An 18,745-nucleotide genomic window follows, 5' to 3' on the forward strand; every position below is an offset into this window, starting at 1 on the left:
GGCCGCGATCAGACGATCTTTTGATCTTCAGGCCGCGGCTTTACCGGCGGCCACCATCGCCGAAGCCGCGAGCATCGCCCGCAACAACACCGCACACCCGGCCGCCAGATCATCCGGCGCGGCGTTCTCGATTTCGTTGTGGCTGATGCCGCCTTCGCACGGCACGAAAATCATTCCCGCCGGGCCAAGTTCGGCGAGGAAGATGGCGTCGTGGCCGGCGCCGCTGACGATGTCCATGTGCGACAGGCCGAGGCCTTGCGCCGCGCCGCGTACCGCCTCGACGCAGCCCTTTTCAAAGTACAGCGGCGGAAAGTCTGCGGTCGGGGTCAGTTCATAGGTCAGGCCGTGTTCTTCGCAGGTCGCCTCGATGACTTGTTTCACCTCGCTGATCATCGAATCCAGGCGCTCCGGTTGCAGATGGCGGAAGTCGAGGGTCATGCGCACTTCGCCGGGAATGACGTTGCGCGAACCCGGATAGGCCTGCAGGCAACCGACGGTGCCGCAGGCGTGGGGTTGATGGCCGAGGGCGGCGCGGTTGACCGCGCCAACGATGACCGAGGCGCCGACCAGCGCGTCCTTGCGCAGGTGCATCGGCGTTGGCCCGGCGTGGGCTTCGACGCCGCGCAGTTTCAGGTCGAACCACTTTTGCCCGAGGGCGCCGAGGACCACGCCGATGGTTTTCTGTTCGTCTTCGAGGATCGGGCCTTGTTCGATGTGCGCTTCGAAATAGGCACCGACTTTATGCCCGCTGACTTTGCGTGACCCGGCATAGCCGATGGCGTTCAGCGCTTCGCCAACCGTGACCCCGTCGGCATCGACCTTGGCTAGGGTTTCCTCGAGGGTGAATTTCTCCGCGAACACCCCGGAACCCATCATGCACGGGGCAAAGCGCGAGCCTTCTTCGTTGGTCCAGACCACCACTTCCAGTGGCGCTTCGGTTTCCACGCCGAGGTCATTGAGGGTGCGCAGCACTTCGACCCCGGCGAGCACGCCAAAGCAGCCGTCGAACTTGCCGCCAGTGGGCTGGGTGTCGATGTGGCTGCCGGTCATCACCGGCGGCAGGTTCGGATTGCGCCCCGGACGACGGGCGAAGATGTTGCCGACTTCATCCACCGTGACGCTGCATCCGGCGTCCTTGCACCACTGCACGAACAGGTCACGGGCCTGACGATCGAGGTCGGTCAGGGCCAGGCGACAGACCCCGCCCTTGACCGTGGCACCGAGCTTGGCCAGTTCCATGAGCGAGGCCCAGAGGCGGTCGCGGTTGATGTGCTGATGGGTGGATTGCAGAACGTCTACGGCTGCGTTCATGTTGATCTCCTCAGGCAGTTTCTTATGGTATTTCTGTGGTGTTTTCCAGGCCGCCATCGCTGGCAAGCCAGCTCCCACAGGATTTGAGTGAACTCATGGTTTGTGTACGACTTGGTCCTTGTGGGAGCTGGCTTGCCAGCGATGAGGCCCTCATTTACACCGCTGTTTTCACAACCGAAGGCTGCGCCCGCATCACGCACAACCCGTAATAAATCACCCCGCCCAGCGCCGAACCGGTAAACCAGCCATAGCTGTAAAACCAGCTGAACGCATCGCTACCCAGCGACAGCAGGGTCAGCACCACCGGCACGCCAAACGCGGTAAACCCGGCCCAGTTCCACGCCGGATAGACGTCGTCGCGGTACAGCCCGGCCAGGTCCAGTTGCTGCTTCTTGATCAGGAAATAGTCCACCACCATGATCCCGGCGATCGGCCCCAGCAGGCTCGAATAGCCCAGCAGCCAGTTGGAATACACGGTTTCCAGGCTGACATCGGAGACGATCAGCCCGAGCTTTTTCAGCAGCTCGTGGGCCATCAACGCCAGCCCGACGAAGCCGGTGAGCAACACCGCTTTGGTGCGGTTGATCACCTTGGGCGCGATGTTCTGAAAGTCGTTGGTCGGAGAGACAATGTTCGCCGCGGTGTTGGTCGACAGCGTGGCGATGATGATCAGTGCCATGGCTACCGCGACCCACAGCGGACTCTGGATATGGCCGATCAGGCTGACCGGATCCGACACGGTCACGCCAACCAGTTTCACCGAAGCGGCGGTCATTACCACCCCCAGCGAAGCGAACAGAAACATGGTCAGCGGCAGGCCGAAAATCTGCCCGAGGATCTGGTCTTTCTGGCTCTTGGCGTAGCGGCTGAAATCGGGAATGTTCAGCGACAGCGTGGCCCAGAAGCCGACCATCGCCGTCAGCCCGGCGGCGAAGTAACTGACCACGCTGGCGCCTTCAGGACGCTTGGGCGGAATCGCCAGCAACTCGGTCATCGACACATTGGGCATCGCCCACACCAGCAGGCCGATGCCGACCGCCACCAGCAACGGCGCAGACAGGGTTTCCAGCCATTTGATCGACTCGGCGCCACGGATCACCACCCACAGGTTCAGCGACCAGAAGATCATGAAACCGATCACCTCCCCCGTGCCGCCAAGGGATTTCCAGCCCTCGAAGATCGAGCCGAGAAACAGGTGAATCGCCAAACCGCCGAACATGGTCTGGATGCCAAACCAGCCGCACGCTACCAGCGCACGAATCAGGCACGGCACGTTGGAGCCAAGCACGCCGAATGACGAGCGCAGCAGCACCGGGAACGGAATGCCGTACTTGGTGCCGGGGAAAGCGTTGAGGGTCAACGGGATCAACACGATGACGTTAGCCAGCAGAATCGCCATCAGCGCTTCACCGACGGTCAGGCCGAAATACGCAGTGAGCACGCCGCCGAGGGTGTACGTCGGCACGCACACCGACATGCCGACCCAGAGCGCGGTGATGTGCCATTTGTTCCAGGTTCGTTCGCGCACCTTGGTCGGTGCCATGTCGTGGTTGTAACGGGGACTGTCGAGGACGTCGCTGCCGGCTTCGAGTTCGAACAAGCCGTCGCGCTCGGTCACTTGCGATCTGTTCTGTTGCATGGCCGCTCCACTGTTCTTCTGATTATTTTTTTGCTCATCAGGCGACTGCACACCAGGTGCGAGCCGGACGATGGCCGGAGGAACTGACAACTTTCTTGCACCGGCCAAGGTGACAGCGGCGGCATCAATAAACGTGCCGGGTACTCCGTCTGACGCTCAGGCAGTGCTACAAACGCATTGCAACTTTCTGATAATTCACGGTTTTAATTATTCACCACAAGAGTCCGCGAAAACTTGTCTGCACGCTCAGGCTAAACGTTTGCCAAGTTGCTCGAACTTTCAGGACTCAATCTGGTGCACTGCACTTTTTTCATCACGGGCGATCAACCGCAGCTCAATTTCAAGCGGCTGATTTCACATAGGAAATCTTGCTCATATTTCCATCCTGTCAAGTGCGTCAAAATGGTGAACGGCCTCACCATTTTGGTGATTTGCAGTTTTTATCGTTATTTTTCATACAGTTAAAACAGACATAAGCTTATAAAAAATAATCTTGATCAATTGCAAAACTGCGACTAGCTTCTATTCCTGACAGCGCTGACAGGAATACGCCGATCAGCGTTGTCCATTAATAAAACATTTAGAACCGACACAAGTCGGTCATGCCTGCGAGGAACTCAGAATGTCTCTGTTGATCCGTGGCGCCACCGTTGTTACCCATGATGAAAGTTATCGCGCCGACGTCTATTGCGCCGACGGCGTGATCAAAGCCATCGGTGAAAACCTGGATATTCCCGCCGGTGCCGAAGTGCTCGACGGCAGAGGCCAATATCTGATGCCCGGCGGCATCGATCCACACACCCACATGCAACTCCCGTTCATGGGCACCGTGGCCAGCGAAGACTTTTACAGCGGCACCGCCGCAGGTCTGGCCGGCGGCACCACGTCGATCATCGACTTCGTGATTCCCAATCCGCAGCAGTCACTGATGGAAGCATTTCACCAGTGGCGCGGCTGGGCCGAGAAGTCGGCATCGGACTATGGCTTTCACGTCGCGATCACCTGGTGGAGCGAGCAGGTGTGCGAGGAAATGGCTGAGCTGGTCAGCCATCACGGAATCAACAGCTTCAAGCATTTCATGGCCTACAAGAACGCGATCATGGCCGCCGACGACACGCTGGTGGCGAGTTTCGAGCGCTGCCTGGAACTCGGCGCCGTGCCGACCGTGCACGCAGAAAACGGCGAACTGGTGTATCACCTGCAACGCAAGTTGATGGCCCAGGGCATCACCGGGCCGGAAGCGCACCCGCTGTCGCGGCCCTCGCAAGTGGAAGGCGAAGCGGCGAGCCGGGCCATTCGCATTGCCGAGACCATCGGCACACCGTTGTACCTGGTGCATGTTTCGACCAAGGAAGCGCTGGACGAAATCACCTACGCCCGCAGCAAGGGTCAACCGGTGTACGGCGAGGTACTCGCCGGGCACCTGCTGCTCGACGACAGCGTCTACCAGCACCCGGACTGGCAGACCGCCGCCGGTTACGTGATGAGCCCGCCGTTCCGCCCGCGCGGGCATCAGGAAGCGCTTTGGCGCGGCCTGCAAAGCGGCAATCTGCACACCACCGCCACCGACCATTGCTGCTTCTGCGCGGAGCAAAAAGCCACCGGGCGCGACGATTTCAGCAAGATCCCCAACGGCACCGCCGGCATCGAAGACCGCATGGCGGTGTTGTGGGATGAAGGGGTCAACAGCGGACGTTTGTCGATGCAGGACTTCGTCGCCCTCACCTCAACCAATACCGCGAAAATCTTCAACCTCTATCCGCGCAAAGGCGCGATCCGCGTCGGCGCCGATGCCGACCTGGTGCTGTGGGACCCGCAAGGCACCCGCACCATTTCCGCCAAGACCCACCATCAGCAGGTGGACTTCAACATCTTCGAAGGCAAGACCGTGCGCGGCGTGCCGAGCCATACCGTCAGCCAGGGCAAAGTGGTCTGGGCCGACGGCGACCTGCGCGCTGAGCGCGGGGCCGGGCGCTATATCGAACGGCCGGCGTATCCGGCGGTGTTTGATTTGCTGAGCAAGCGGGCTGAGTTGCATAAGCCCACAGCGGTTAAACGCTGATCCGATTCCCTGTGGCGAGGGAGCTTGCTCCCGCTGGGTGGCGAAGCCGCCCCAAAACCAGGCAATGCGCTCATCCTGATACCCAGGAGTGAATGGTTTTGGGCCTGCTGCGCAGTCCAGCGGGAGCAAGCTCCCTCGCCACAGGACATGACGAAAACCACTGCCCATCAGAGGCAGAGAACCTCAATAACCGTGAGGCAAAAAACCGTGATCGAGACCCTGAACCATCTCCCGCATCCGCACGAAAGCGCGGCCGCCCTCGCCGGTCATTTCACTGATCTGGCGCCACCGCTCAACGCCCGGCAGGCGCATCTGGAAGCCTCGCGCTGCCTGTATTGCTACGACGCGCCATGCGTCAACGCGTGCCCCAGCGAGATCGATATTCCGTCGTTCATCCGCAATATCCATCAGGACAACGTGCCCGGTGCGGCGCAGAAAATCCTTTCGGCGAACATCCTCGGCGGCAGTTGTGCGCGGGTCTGCCCGACGGAAATCCTCTGCCAGCAAGCCTGCGTGCGCAACAACGCCCAGGAATGCGCGCCGGTGCTGATCGGCCTGCTGCAGCGCTACGCCGTGGACAACGCGCACTTCACCGAGCACCCGTTCCAGCGCGCCGCCGCTACCGGCAAACGCATCGCCGTGGTCGGTGCCGGGCCGGCGGGTTTGTCCTGCGCCCACCGCAGTGCCATGCACGGGCATGACGTGGTGATTTTCGAAGCACGGGAGAAGGCTGGCGGCCTTAATGAATACGGGATCGCCAAGTACAAACTGGTCGACGACTACGCGCAGAAAGAGCTGGATTTCCTTTTGCAGATCGGTGGTATCGAAATCCGTCATGGGCAGAAACTCGGCGAGAATCTGACCCTCAGCGAACTGCATCAGCAGTTCGACGCCGTGTTCCTCGGCCTCGGCCTGAATGCCAGCAAACAGCTCGGTCTGCCCCACGAAGACGCCCCCGGCCTGCTCGCCGCCACCGACTACATCCGCGAACTGCGCCAGGCCGATGACCTCACGCAACTGCCACTGGCTGAGCGCTGCATCGTCCTCGGCGCCGGCAACACCGCGATCGACATGGCCGTGCAAATGGCCCGCCTGGGAGCGCGTGACGTGAATCTGGTGTATCGCCGTGGCGCGGCGGACATGGGCGCCACCGGTCACGAACAAGACATCGCCAAGGCCAATCAGGTGCGCCTGCTGACCTGGGCGCAACCGGAGGAAGTGCTGCTCGACGCGCAAGGCAAGGTGCGCGGCATGCATTTCGCCCGCACGCAACTGGTCGACGGTCGCCTGCAAACCACTGGCGAGACCTTCGAACTGGCCGCCGACGCGATCTTCAAAGCCATCGGCCAGGCCTTCGACAGCAGCGCCCTCGCCGACCCGCTGGCGCGCGAACTCAAGCGCGAAGGCGAACGGATTCAGGTCGATGACAACCTGCGCACCAGCATTCCCGGCGTGTATGCCGGTGGCGACTGCACCAGCCTTGATCAGGACCTCACCGTGCAAGCCGTACAGCACGGCAAACTCGCCGCCGAGGCGATCAACGCACAACTGATGCTCAACGTGGAGGCTGCGTAAATGGCCGATCTCTCGATTGTCTTCGCCGGTATCAAAGCCCCCAATCCGTTCTGGCTGGCCTCCGCGCCGCCGACCGACAAGGCCTACAACGTGGTCCGTGCCTTCGAGGCCGGCTGGGGTGGCGTGGTCTGGAAAACCCTCGGTGAGGACCCGGCAGCGGTCAACGTCTCGTCGCGCTACTCGGCGCATTACGGCAGCAACCGCGAAGTACTGGGCATCAACAACATCGAGCTGATCACCGACCGCTCGCTGGAAATCAACCTGCGCGAAATTACCCAGGTGAAGAAGGACTGGCCGGACCGCGCGCTGATCGTCTCGCTGATGGTGCCGTGCGTCGAGGAGTCGTGGAAACACATCCTGCCGCTGGTGGAAGCCACCGGTGCCGATGGCATCGAGCTGAATTTCGGTTGCCCGCACGGCATGCCCGAGCGCGGCATGGGCGCGGCGGTCGGTCAGGTGCCGGAGTATGTCGAGCAGGTCACTCGGTGGTGCAAGACCTATTGCTCACTGCCGGTAATCGTCAAGCTGACACCGAACATCACCGACATCCGCGTCGCCGCCCGCGCCGCCCATCGCGGTGGCGCCGATGCGGTGTCGCTGATCAACACCATCAATTCGATCACCAGCGTCGATCTGGAACACATGGTCGCCCTGCCCACCGTCGGCAGCAAAAGCACCCACGGCGGTTACTGCGGTTCGGCGGTCAAGCCGATTGCGCTGAACATGGTCGCCGAAATCGCCCGTGATCCGCAGACCCAGGGCCTGCCGATCTGCGGCATTGGCGGCATCGGCAGTTGGCGGGATGCAGCGGAGTTCATGGCGCTGGGCAGCGGCGCGGTGCAGGTGTGCACGGCGGCGATGCTGCATGGCTTTCGCATTGTCGAGGAGATGAAGGACGGCCTGTCGCGCTGGATGGACAGTCAGGGCTACGCCAATATCGCCGAATTTTCTGGGCGCGCGGTGGGCAATACCACCGACTGGAAGTACCTCGACATCAACTACCAGGTGATCGCGAAAATCGATCAGGCGGCGTGCATCGGTTGCGGACGTTGCCACATTGCTTGCGAAGACACTTCACACCAGGCGATCAGCAGCCTGAAGCAGGCCGACGGCACGCATAAATATGAAGTGATCGATGATGAGTGCGTGGGCTGCAATCTGTGCCAGATCACCTGCCCGGTGGCGGACTGTATCGAAATGGTGCCGATGGAGACGGGCAAGCCGTTTCTGGACTGGAATCATGATCCGAGGAATCCTTACCACGTTGCCGTCTAGATTGCCTGCTGATCCAACAGCCCCCTCACCCTAGCCCTCTCCCCCTGGGAGAGGGAACCGACCGGGGGATATTGACGAACTGCACCGACGTGAAAGTCTTGCGTTGAATCCATCACCGAAACAGATAGAACTCCGCTGTGAATCCATAACCGAAGCTGCAAGAGCTGCGCTCTGAATCCATAATCGACCCGGTCTTTCAGGTCGATGTACCTCTAAATACACCTCGGTCGGCCCCCTCTCCCTCCGGGAGAGGGTTGGGGTGAGGGTCAGCTCTTGCTTCAGGGCTCCAACCCGATCCCGCGCAAAATCACACTGGTCACCGTCTGCACCGCCCGCTCGAACTGCATGTCAGACAGCGGCTGGTGTTCGTTCAGAATATTTACCTGATGATCGAAGTCGGCGTAATGCTGGGTCGAGGCCCAGATCATGTACAGCAGGCTCGACGGCTCCACCGGCAGAATCCGCTTGTCCTCGACCCACTGGCGGATCTTCGCTTCCTTCATTTTCGCCCAGTCGTACAGGCTCAGATCCAGCGCCTCACCGAGGGTCGGTGCGCCGTGGATGATCTCGTTGGCCCAGACTTTCGAGCCGTGCGGCCGGCTGCGCGAGTGGTTCATCTTGGCGCGGATGTAGCTGCTGAGCACCACCCGCGGGTCATCGAACATCTCGAAGCACAGCGCGTCCTGCTTCCACACTTCCAGCAGGTCGAACAGCACCGCGCTGTACAGCTCGCTCTTGGTCGAAAAGTAGTAATGCAGGTTGGAACGCGGCAGTTGCACTTCGGCAGCGATGTCGGCCATGGCGGTGCCGCCGAAGCCTTTTTCGGCGAAGACTTTTTCCGCCGCCAGCAGGATTTTCTCGACGTTACTGCGACGGATCTCGATCTTGTGATTGCCCATGAGGGCTCCCTGACAACAGCGTTGCCCAAGACTAGCATCCGCTCTGGGGCGCGGGCGACCGTTGCAAACAAAACTTCGTATGAAGGTCGGCGCATGGCTAAACTGGCGTTTCTTTGTCCTGCCTCAGAGGTATCCGCGATGCTGTTCAAGAACGTCCTGACCACCACTGCCCTGCTCGCTTCGCTGTTCGTCGCATCTTCGGTTTTCGCCCACGCCCACCTGAAAAGCGCGACCCCGGCCGCCGACAGCACCGTCGCCGCGCCGGCCGATCTGCGCCTGACCTTTTCTGAAGGCGTCGAAGCCAGTTTCACCAAAGTCAGCCTGACCCACGACGGCGCCCCGGTCGCGATCAAACCGCTGACCACCGAAGGCGACAAGAAAATCCTGATCGTCACCCCGGCCGCACCTCTGGGTGCCGGCGAGTACAAAGTCGAATGGCACGCGGTGTCGGTCGACACACACAAGAGCGAAGGCGCCTACCAGTTCAAGGTTGGCCAGTAATTCATGAGTGAAGCGCTGGTGCTGTGCCGCTTTGTGCATTTCAGCGCGGTGTTGATGCTGTTCGGCGCTTGGCTGTTCCGGCCGCTGCTGCTCAAGACGCCAGTGCCGACACTGGATCGGCATCTGGCAGGACTGACGCGCTTGCTGACGGCGATTGCCTTGGTCAGCGGCATTACCTGGGCGCTGTTGATCACCGCGAGCATGGCCGGTTCGGCGGCGGCAGCGTTCGATCCGGACACGATTGGCGTGGTGCTGGGCAATACGTTTTTCGGTCAGGTCTGGCGTTGGCATCTGCTGATCAACGCGCTGTTGCTGGCGTTGCTGTTCACGCCGTGGCGCTCGAACCTGGCGTTGCGCCTGGGCTTGAGTGCGCTGCTCCTGGCGACCCTGGCGCCAGTGGGTCACGGCGCGATGCTCGATGGGCTCAGCGGGCAACTGCTGATTCTCAATCAGATCGTTCATCTGACATGCGTGGCGGCGTGGCTCGGCGGGCTGTTGCTGCTGGTGTTGATCCTGCGCCAGCCGGGTGAAGCGATGGGCACAATCCTGCAGCGTTTCAGCGGCGTCGGTTATGCGCTTGTTGGCGGGTTGCTGATCACCGGGCTGATCAATGTGCGCGTGTTGACCGGGCAATGGTGGCCGACGCCACTGTTCAGCGGGTTTGCGTTGATCCTGCTGATCAAGGCGCTGCTGGTGCTGGGGATGCTTGGCTTGGCGCTGTTCAACCGCTTGCGAATTGATGATTGCCAGCAGCGCATGGGCGCGCTCAAACGCAGTGTGGTGCTGGAGTGGTTGTTGGGGATGGGCGCTGTGGCGGCCGTTTCCCTGCTCGGTACCCTGCCGCCGATGATTGCTGCCTGAAGCCCCCTGTGGGAGCTGGCTTGCCAGCGATGGCGGTGTGTCAGGGACTGATATTTCGGATGTACCGACGTCATCGCTGGCAAGCCAGCTCCCACAGGGTTTTGTGTTGCTCAATGCTGTTGTGTGTCACCCGCTGCGGTGTCGATGCTGACCACCACCGACATCCCCGGGCGCAAGCGTTCCTCTTCCTGCTGCCCCTCATCAATGGTGATTCGCACCGGTACGCGCTGAGCGATTTTCACGAAGTTGCCGGTGGCGTTGTCGGCCTGCAACAGGGCGAATTCCGAGCCGGTACCCGGCGAGATGTGCTGCACGTGGCCGGTGAACTTGCGGTGGTTCAGCGCATCGACGGTGAAGCGCACCGGCTGCCCGACCCGCACGTTGTCCATCTGGGTTTCCTTCATGTTGGCGATCACCCATTTCTGGTTCGGCACCAACGCCATGAGTTGCGCACCGGAGTTGACGTAGGCGCCCAGGCGCACGCCGATCTGCCCGAGCTGGCCGTCACGCGGGGCGACGATGCGGGTGTTCGACAAGTCGATCCGCGCCAGTTGCACCGCCGCTTCAGCGCTGGCAACCGCGGCTTCCAGCGAACCGCGATTGACGATCACCGTCTGCAGGTCCTGCCGGGCGATTTCCAGATTGGCCTTGGCCTGCGCCACCGCTGCAATGCTCTGTGCATTGGCCGCGAGCGCTACGTCCATCTCGCGTTTCGACACCGAGCCGTCACTCACCAGCTCCTTGTTACGGCGCAGGTCCGCCTCGCTTTTACGCAACTGCGCCTCGCTGTCGGCCACCACGGCCTGACGCAACTTGATCGTCGCTTCGGCGCTGTTGCGTTGCTGCACCACGTTGGCCAGCGCGGCTTTCTGCACCGCCAGTTGCGCCAGCGACTGATCGAGGCGCTGCTGATAAATCCGGTCATCCAGTCGCACCAGCAAGTCGCCGGTTTTCACATACTGGAAGTCCTGCACCGGCACTTCGAACACGTAACCGCTGAGCTGCGGGCCGATGATCGTCACCTGGCCGCGCACCAGGGCGTTTTCGGTGGTTTCGACCGCGCTGCTGAACGGCGGCAACTGCCAGGCGTAGAGCACGATCAGCACGCCGACGATGGCAATCGCGGCAAAACCCAGCGACGAGATGATGCGCACCCGCAGCGAACGCGGCTCGGTGTTCGGCGAGGGCGGCGGTGCCACGCCTTCCGGGGTGGCGGCGATGGCATTGGTGGTTGTGGTGGTCGGTTCGGTCATGAATGGGAGGCACCGCTAGGAGGTACGGAAGGCGCTGGGTCGACGGCTTTGGTGGTGCTCATCAGCCACAGCGCACGAATGGACAGCCAGATCATGGTCAGCACCGCAATCACGGCGATCAGCATGAATACATCGTTATAGGCCAGCACGTTGGCTTCGCGAGTGGCCGCGTTGGACAGGCTGCGAATCCCGGCCAGATTGCGCAGGCTCGGGTCGGCCAGCAAGGAGCCATAGGCCGAACCGCCGCTCTGCACCCGCGCTGCCACCAGCGGATCGGACAGCGTCAGGTGCTCGACCAGATGACTGGAATGGAATTTCTCGCGCACGATCTGGAACGTGCCCAGCAACGCCGCGCCAAGTAGGCCGCCGAGGTTGTTGCAGATCCCGAACAGCACCGAAAAACTCACCAGATTGCGCGGATTGGTCAGCACGTTGCGGGTGCCGAACACCATGGTCGGGCCGAGGAAAAACGTGCTGCCGAAGGCCAGCAGAAACTGACTGAAGTACAGGTTTTGCGGACGGGTCAGGTTGTTGGAAAAACTGTCCATCACCGAACCGGTGGCCATCAGCGCCAGCGAGATGATCAGCGGCATCAGCAGGTGCTTGGGGTCGATGGTCAGGGCGCTGGTCGCCAGCCCCGCGACGCTGCCGATCAGCATCACCACATACAGGCTGTGCAACTGCTCATAACCCATGTTGAGGTTCTGCATAAAACCGACGGCGCCGGTGGATTGCTCCGAAGTGACCATGCGAATCAGGGTCACCGCCAGCGCCAGACGGATCATCGTGCCGCTGCCGAGCCAGCGGGTCATCAGCATCGGGTTGCTGCGATTGTGCTCGATCGCCAGGCCGGCGAGGATCAACGCGATCGAGGCGGCCAGCGCGTAGCCGATCCAGTTCGCCTCCAGCCACCAGTCGATGCGCCCCAGCGACAACACCGCGCAGAGCAGCGCCACGCCGCTGGCGAGGATGGCGAAGGTGAGAAAGTCCAGCGGTTCGAAGGTTTTGAAACGGTCACCGGGCGGCAACTTGAGCATCAAAACGCAGCCCAGCGACAGCAAGGCCATGCCCAGTTCGAACAGGTACAAGCCGCGCCATTCGGCAATCTGCAGCAAGTCTTCGGAGAACAGTCGCGCCAGCGGCAGGGCCAGTTGCGAGGCGCCCAGACCCAGCACCAGTGCCTTGAGCCGCCACTTGGCCGGGAACGCCTGGATCATGTAATACAGGCCCAACGAACTCAACGCCGCGCCCACCATGCCGTGCGCCGCCCGCACCGCAATGGCCGAGTTCAGATCGTTGACGAACAGATGACCGAAGGTCACCAGCGCATACAGCACCAGAAACACTTCGGTGAACGCGCGCAGGCCGAACTGCTGGCGAAACTTCACCAGCAGCAGGTTCATCGACACGTTGGTCATCACGTACGCGGCCGGCAGCCAGGCCATCTCCGCCGTGGTCGCGCCGAGCGCGCCTTGCAGATAAGGCAGGTTGGCGACCACCAGCGAGTTACCCAGACCGCCGGTCACCGCCACCAGCAGCCCGACCAGCGCATAGGCCAGGCGCTTGCGGTTGGAATGCAGCGGCGTCGAGGGGGAACCGGGCAGACTGGGCTTCTCGTGCGGCTGCCAGTTGCGCGGGGCGTATCGATCCATTGAGAGGCCTTGTCTGGGGATGTCTGAGTTTGCCGCAATCAACGACAAAACACACATCCCCTGTAGGAGTGAGCCTGCTCGCGATAGCGCAGTGTCAGTCAGCATCAATGTTGAATACTAAACCGCTATCGCGAGCAGGCTCACTCCTACAGGGTTAAATGCTGGGCCGGGGTTTTGTGTCAGGCGCGCAGCAGCATGTAGGCCGCGACCACCAGACACACACTGGCAAACCCCACCTGCAACGCCCGCGCTGGAACCCGCGCGCATAATTTGCGGCCGATGATCATGCCGACGATGCTGGCGACAATAAACGCCGCGCCAAGGCTGTCGATACGCACCCCGGCATGAAACGCGCCGATCACGCCAATCGCCGAAATCAGGCTGATCACCATCAACGACGTCGCAACGATGCCGCGCATCTGCACGTCGGTCAGTTGCTTGAACGCCGGGACGATGAGGAAGCCACCACCGACGCCGAGCAAGCCCGAGACCACGCCGGTCACCGCACCCAGCGCCGCCAGGGTCGCGGTGCATTTGGCGGTCCAGTCGAAACGACCGGTCTCTTCATTAAGCATGCAGTTCTTCTGCCCCCAACTCGCGTGGCCGTGATCGCTCGGTCCCGTTTGCGCACGCTCACGGCGCAACATGCGCCAGGCCACCATGACCATCAGCAGGCTGAAGAGGATCATCAGGATCTTCTCCGGCAACTGATGCGCAAAATAGATGCCCAGCGGCGAAAACACCGCGCCGAGAGCCGCAATCAACAGCGCCGCGCGATAGCGCACCAGGCCATGACGCAAACCGTCGATGGCACCGACTGCCGCCGCACTGCCGACGGCGAACAACGCCACCGGTGCGGCCTGGGTCATGCTCCAGCCGAGGCCCAGCACCAGCGCCGGCACTGCGAGAATCCCGCCGCCCGCGCCGGTCAACCCGAGAATCAACCCCATCACTACGCCAAACAGACTTGCCAGCAACATAGGGAGTTCTCAGTCGACTTTGGACAAACCGGTCAGCCACTCGCGGCCCTTGAGCATGCCGTTCCAGTAGAACCACGGCAGCAGCGTCGCCTTGAGAAACCACGCCGAGCGGCGCGGCACGGTCGCATCGAGGGCGAAGGTCGGCAGCAACTTTCCGCCGTAACCGAACTCGGCGAGGATCACCTTGCCCTTCTCCACCGTCAGCGGGCACGAACCGTAGCCGTCGTACTTCAGTGGCAGCGGTTGTTGCTTGCGCAGGGCCAGCAGGTTTTCCGCGACCACCACAATCTGCTTGCGCACCGCCGCAGCGGTTTTCGCATTGCTGGTGCCGCAGATATCACCGAGGCCGAACACTTCCGGGTAACGCGGATGTTGCAGGCTGTGCGGATTGACTTCGCACCAGCCGCCGGCGTCGGCCAGCGGGCTCTGGGCGATGAAATCCGGCGCGACTTGCGGCGGCACCACGTGCAGCAGATCGAAGGTTTTCGCCTGCGTGGTGATGTTGCCGTCAGCGTTCTTGACCTCGAACCACGCGGTTTTCGCCGGGCCGTCGACCTTGACCAGATTGCTGTTGAAGGCCAGGTGCGCGTTGTATTTCTCGATGTACTTCATCAGCGGCGGGACGAACGTCGCGACACCGAACAGCGCCGCGCCGGCCAGATTGAACTCGACGTTGATGTTGTTCAGCACGCCGGTTTTGCGCCAGTGATCACACGACAGGTACAACGCCTTCTGCGGTGCCCCGGCGCATTTGATCGGCATCGCCGGCTGAGTGAACAGCGCCTTGCCGCCGCGCAGTTTCTGCACCTGATCCCAGGTGTACTGCGCATGCTGATAGCTGTAGTTGGAGGTCACGCCGTGCTGGCCGAGGCTTTCCTGCAGGCCTTCGATCTTCTCCCAGGCCAGCCGCAGGCCGGGGCAAACGATCAGGTTCTGGTAAGTGACGGTGCGCTGATCGTTGAGGGTGAGTTGACGCGTGTCGGGATCAATCGCGGTGACTGCCGCCTGAATCCAGGTGGCCTGACGCGGCATCACCTTGCTCATCGGCCTTGCGGTGTCCTTGACGTCGAAGGCGCCACCGCCGACCAGCGTCCACGCCGGTTGGTAGTAATGCTGGGCGCTCGGTTCGATCACGGTGATGTTCAGCGAGGGATCACGCTTGAGCAGACTGGCGACGAAGCCGATGCCGGCGCTGCCGCCGCCGATGACCACGATGTCTGCACTGATGGATGGGCCCCAGTGTTGATCGTTCATTGCTTGTTCCTTATTGCTGCACGCAAGGATTTTTTTGAATCAAACCACTAAACCTGTGGGAGCTGGCTTGCCAGCGATAGGGATTTTTCAGCCGCTATTGATGGCGACTGACAGTCCGCCATCGCTGGCAAGCCAGCTCCCACAGGTTTTGAATGTGTTGGCTGGCATTCAGGGGTGACCCCAGCTCTTGAGCACCGCCCCGCAATACAGTCCGGAGAGGGTTTTCATCACCTGAATCACTTCAGGGCTGGCCAGTCCGTAGAAGATGTATTTGCCTTCGCGGCGGGTCGCCACCAGCCCTTCATCACGCAGGATGCCCAGTTGCTGGGACAGGGTCGGCTGGCGCACGCCGGTCATTTTTTCCAGCTCGCCGACGTTGCGCTCGCCCTGGGTCAGCTGGCACAGGATCAACAGGCGATCCTCATTGGCCAGTGCCTTGAGCAGCGCGCAGGCCTTGGAGGCGGAGGCCCGCAATTGGGCGACTTCACATTCGGTCAGACTGGATTGCATTTGCACGATGCCTTGAACGTCACTTAAGCTGCGAACATTATGTTTTTAGATAAAGTGTTGCAACCCATTTCCCCGTTCAGGTTGGTGTCCATGCCCGCGCAGATTGAAGCTTTCCTCGACCCCGCCTCCTCGACCTACAGCTATGTGGTCTATGAAGCTGATGGCGGGCAGTGTGCAATCGTCGATCCGGTGCTCGATTACGACGGCGCCGCCGGACGCACCTGCACCATGCAGGCCGATAAAATCATCGCCTTCGTCCGTGAACACAGTTTGCAGGTGCAATGGCTGCTGGAAACCCACGCCCACGCCGATCACCTGTCCGCCGCGCCGTACCTGCGCCGCGAACTCGGCGGCAAGATCGCCATCGGCCAGTCGATCAGCAAGGTGCAGAACGTGTTCAAGGCGCTGTTCAACCTGGAACCGGAATTCTGCGTCGACGGCTCGCAGTTCGATCACCTGTTCGCGCCGAACGAGTCGTTCATGATCGGCAATCTCAAGGCCACCGCCCTGCACGTCCCCGGCCACACTCCGGCAGACATGGCTTACCTGATCGACGGCGAACAGATCCTGGTCGGCGACACGCTGTTCATGCCCGACGTCGGCACGGCTCGCTGCGACTTCCCCGGCGGCGACGCGCATCAGCTGTTCAACTCGATCCACAAACTGCTGGCCTTCCCGGCCAGCGTTAAACTCTACGTCTGCCACGATTACCCGCCCGAGGGCCGCGCCGCGCAGTGCCAGACCACCGTCGGTGAGCAGCGCAAGAGCAATATTCATGTGCATGACGGGATTGATGAGGCGGCGTTTGTCGAGATGCGCACCAAACGTGATGCCGGGCTGGGCATGCCGACGCTGTTGTTGCCGGCGATTCAGGTGAATGTGCGGGCGGGGAATTTTCCGGCGGCCGAGGATAATGGTGTCGTGTATTTGAAGGTGCCGATCAACAAGCTCTAGAAGCAAAAGATCGCAGCCTGCGGCAGCTCCTACAGAGGAACGCATTCCAATTTTGACGGGAAACGCGTTCTCCGTGTAGGAGCTGCCGCAGGCTGCGATCTTTTGATCTTCAGGACCCGAGGGTCAAACCATTCGCCGGCAACGGCAGCGCAGTTTTATACCGCACCTGCTTCAAGGCAAAACTCGACCGAATATTCGCCACCCCCGGCACCTTGGTCAGAAAGTCCATCATGAACCGCTCCAGCGACTGAATCGTCGGCACCAGCACCCGGATCAGATAGTCCGGGTCGCCGGCCATCAGGTAGCACTCCATCACCTCGGGGCGGTCGGAAATCGCCTCTTCGAAATGCTGCAACGCCTCCTCGACCTGTTTCTCCAGGCTGACGTGAATGAACACGTTCACGTGCAGGCCCAGCAGGTCGGCATCCAGCAGCGTCACCTGCTCGCGAATCAAACCCAATTCTTCCATCGCCTTGACCCGGTTGAAACACGGCGTCGGCGACAGGTTCACCGAGCGCGCGAGGTCGGCGTTGGTGATGCGCGCGTTCTCCTGAAGGCTGTTGAGAATGCCGATGTCAGTACGGTCCAGTTTGCGCATGAGACAAAACCACCTGTTTTTTATGTTTATGCAGAATTTCTATCTGCAAATCGTCTCCAGCGCAACGAAACAGAGAGAAATATTCTTCTGGCCCGGGCCTATGATTGTTGTAGGACAAGATTTCTTTCACCCAAGAATGATTGCCAGCTCACTACAAGAAATTCACAAGATCGAGCGTAGAAGCCATGACCCAAGCGTATGAACCGCTGCGTCTGCACGTCCCTGAACCTTCGGGCCGCCCAGGCTGCAAAACCGACTTCTCCTACCTGCATCTGACCGATGCCGGCACGGTGCGCAAACCCTCCATTGACGTAGAACCCGCCGACACCGCCGACCTGGCCCGTGGCCTGATTCGCGTGCTCGACGATCAGGGCAACGCCCTCGGCCCCTGGGCTGAAAACGTGCCAGTCGAGATCCTGCGCAAGGGCATGCGCGCCATGCTCAAGACGCGGATCTACGACAACCGCATGGTGGTCGCCCAGCGCCAGAAAAAAATGTCGTTCTACATGCAAAGCCTTGGCGAAGAAGCCATCGGCAGCGCCCAGGCCCTGGCCTTGAACATCGACGACATGTGCTTCCCGACCTACCGCCAGCAAAGCATCCTGATGGCCCGCGATGTGCCATTGGTCGACCTGATCTGCCAACTGCTGTCCAACGAGCGCGATCCGCTCAAGGGCCGGCAGTTGCCGATCATGTATTCGGTCAAGGACGCCGGTTTTTTCACCATCTCCGGCAACCTCGCCACCCAGTTCATTCAGGGCGTGGGCTGGGGCATGGCCTCGGCGATCAAGGGCGATACCAAAATCGCCTCGGCGTGGATTGGTGACGGCGCTACCGCCGAATCGGACTTCCACACCGCCCTCACCTTCGCTCACGTTTACCGCGCGCCGGTAATCCTCAACGTGGTCAACAACCAGTGGGCGATCTCGACCTTCCAGGCCATCGCCGGGGGTGAAGCGACCACCTTCGCCGGACGCGGCGTCGGTTGCGGCATCGCCTCGCTGCGGGTCGATGGCAACGATTTCTACGCGGTCTACGCCGCTTCCGCCTGGGCCGCCGAGCGCGCCCGGCGCAACCTCGGCCCGACCATGATCGAATGGGTCACCTACCGCGCCGGCCCGCACTCGACCTCCGACGATCCATCCAAATACCGTCCTGCCGACGACTGGAGCCACTTCCCGCTGGGCGACCCGATTGCCCGCCTGAAGCAGCACCTGATCAAGGTCGGCCACTGGTCGGAAGAAGAACACGCCGCGGTCAGCGCCGAGCTCGAGGCCGAAGTGATTGCCGCGCAGAAACAGGCCGAACAGTACGGCACCCTCGCCGGCGGGCAGATTCCAAGCGCCGCGACCATGTTCGAAGACGTCTACAAAGAGATGCCGGAGCACTTGAAGCGCCAGCGTCAGCAGTTGGGGATCTGA

The 18,745-nt window shown here is 61.4% G+C and carries 16 protein-coding genes; 7 read left to right on the forward strand and 9 right to left on the reverse strand.

The genetic code is table 11. The features are described from left to right. Positions 1-27 precede the first annotated feature (27 nt). Positions 28-1,311 (reverse strand): Zn-dependent hydrolase, encoded by a 1,284-nt coding sequence (locus tag ACU680_RS24145; RefSeq protein WP_448180705.1) that lies wholly within the window; start codon positions 1,309-1,311, stop codon positions 28-30. Positions 1,312-1,465: 154 nt separating this feature from the next. Then, the gene (locus ACU680_RS24150) at positions 1,466-2,950 is read right to left on the reverse strand and encodes an NCS1 family nucleobase:cation symporter-1 (protein ID WP_400764613.1); all 1,485 of its coding nucleotides are present in this window, start codon (positions 2,948-2,950) and stop codon (positions 1,466-1,468) included. Between the two features lie 622 nt (positions 2,951-3,572). Between ACU680_RS24150 and hydA the strand changes: the two genes are divergently transcribed. The 3 genes from hydA to preA all read left to right on the forward strand — a co-directional run bounded on the left by hydA (position 3,573) and on the right by preA (position 7,862). Then, a complete protein-coding gene (gene hydA, locus ACU680_RS24155) occupies positions 3,573-5,012 on the forward strand; it encodes a dihydropyrimidinase (protein ID WP_448180706.1) in 1,440 nt (479 codons plus the stop codon). Between the two features lie 207 nt (positions 5,013-5,219). After that, positions 5,220-6,587: an NAD(P)-dependent oxidoreductase gene (locus ACU680_RS24160; protein ID WP_448180707.1), complete on the forward strand. Its 1,368-nt coding sequence runs from the start codon at positions 5,220-5,222 to the stop codon at positions 6,585-6,587. Further along, the gene (gene preA, locus ACU680_RS24165; protein WP_448180708.1) at positions 6,588-7,862 is read left to right on the forward strand and encodes an NAD-dependent dihydropyrimidine dehydrogenase subunit PreA; all 1,275 of its coding nucleotides are present in this window, start codon (positions 6,588-6,590) and stop codon (positions 7,860-7,862) included. Between the two features lie 278 nt (positions 7,863-8,140). Here the strand turns inward: preA and ACU680_RS24170 are convergent, their stop codons facing one another. Beyond that, positions 8,141-8,761 (reverse strand): TetR/AcrR family transcriptional regulator, encoded by a 621-nt coding sequence (locus tag ACU680_RS24170; RefSeq protein WP_096795914.1) that lies wholly within the window; start codon positions 8,759-8,761, stop codon positions 8,141-8,143. Between the two features lie 138 nt (positions 8,762-8,899). Between ACU680_RS24170 and copC the strand changes: the two genes are divergently transcribed. Continuing rightward, a complete protein-coding gene (gene copC, locus ACU680_RS24175) occupies positions 8,900-9,262 on the forward strand; it encodes a copper homeostasis periplasmic binding protein CopC (RefSeq protein WP_448180709.1) in 363 nt (120 codons plus the stop codon). 3 nt (positions 9,263-9,265) lie between these two features. Then, positions 9,266-10,123: a copper homeostasis membrane protein CopD gene (gene copD / locus ACU680_RS24180; protein ID WP_448180710.1), complete on the forward strand. Its 858-nt coding sequence runs from the start codon at positions 9,266-9,268 to the stop codon at positions 10,121-10,123. Positions 10,124-10,233: 110 nt separating this feature from the next. Here copD and ACU680_RS24185 read toward each other — a convergent pair whose 3' ends face one another. The 5 genes from ACU680_RS24185 to ACU680_RS24205 all read right to left on the reverse strand — a co-directional run bounded on the left by ACU680_RS24185 (position 10,234) and on the right by ACU680_RS24205 (position 15,772). Then, entirely contained in the window at positions 10,234-11,376 is a 1,143-nt protein-coding gene (locus ACU680_RS24185) for an HlyD family secretion protein (RefSeq protein ID WP_448180711.1), read from the reverse strand. Then, positions 11,373-13,028, reverse strand: a complete 1,656-nt coding sequence (locus ACU680_RS24190) for an MFS transporter (protein ID WP_448180712.1) — start codon at positions 13,026-13,028, stop codon at positions 11,373-11,375. The genes ACU680_RS24185 and ACU680_RS24190 overlap by 4 nt, the downstream gene beginning before the upstream one ends. 179 nt (positions 13,029-13,207) lie before the next feature. Beyond that, on the reverse strand, positions 13,208-14,008 hold the full coding sequence (locus ACU680_RS24195) for a sulfite exporter TauE/SafE family protein (protein ID WP_367084858.1): 801 nt from the start codon (positions 14,006-14,008) through the stop codon (positions 13,208-13,210). A gap of 9 nt (positions 14,009-14,017) precedes the next feature. Next, positions 14,018-15,262, reverse strand: a complete 1,245-nt coding sequence (locus tag ACU680_RS24200) for an NAD(P)/FAD-dependent oxidoreductase (protein ID WP_448180713.1) — start codon at positions 15,260-15,262, stop codon at positions 14,018-14,020. 168 nt (positions 15,263-15,430) lie between these two features. Further along, positions 15,431-15,772 (reverse strand): ArsR/SmtB family transcription factor, encoded by a 342-nt coding sequence (locus ACU680_RS24205; protein WP_003224002.1) that lies wholly within the window; start codon positions 15,770-15,772, stop codon positions 15,431-15,433. Between the two features lie 90 nt (positions 15,773-15,862). On the opposite strand from ACU680_RS24205, the gene ACU680_RS24210 reads away from it, so the two are divergent. Then, the gene (locus ACU680_RS24210) at positions 15,863-16,726 is read left to right on the forward strand and encodes an MBL fold metallo-hydrolase (RefSeq protein ID WP_448180714.1); all 864 of its coding nucleotides are present in this window, start codon (positions 15,863-15,865) and stop codon (positions 16,724-16,726) included. Between the two features lie 109 nt (positions 16,727-16,835). Here the strand turns inward: ACU680_RS24210 and bkdR are convergent, their stop codons facing one another. Then, entirely contained in the window at positions 16,836-17,324 is a 489-nt protein-coding gene (bkdR, locus tag ACU680_RS24215; RefSeq protein WP_016985245.1) for a Bkd operon transcriptional regulator BkdR, read from the reverse strand. A gap of 185 nt (positions 17,325-17,509) precedes the next feature. Between bkdR and ACU680_RS24220 the strand changes: the two genes are divergently transcribed. Beyond that, positions 17,510-18,745, forward strand: a complete 1,236-nt coding sequence (locus tag ACU680_RS24220; protein WP_007952906.1) for a 3-methyl-2-oxobutanoate dehydrogenase (2-methylpropanoyl-transferring) subunit alpha — start codon at positions 17,510-17,512, stop codon at positions 18,743-18,745.

It is taken from the genome of Pseudomonas sp. LF020 (assembly GCF_053456425.1).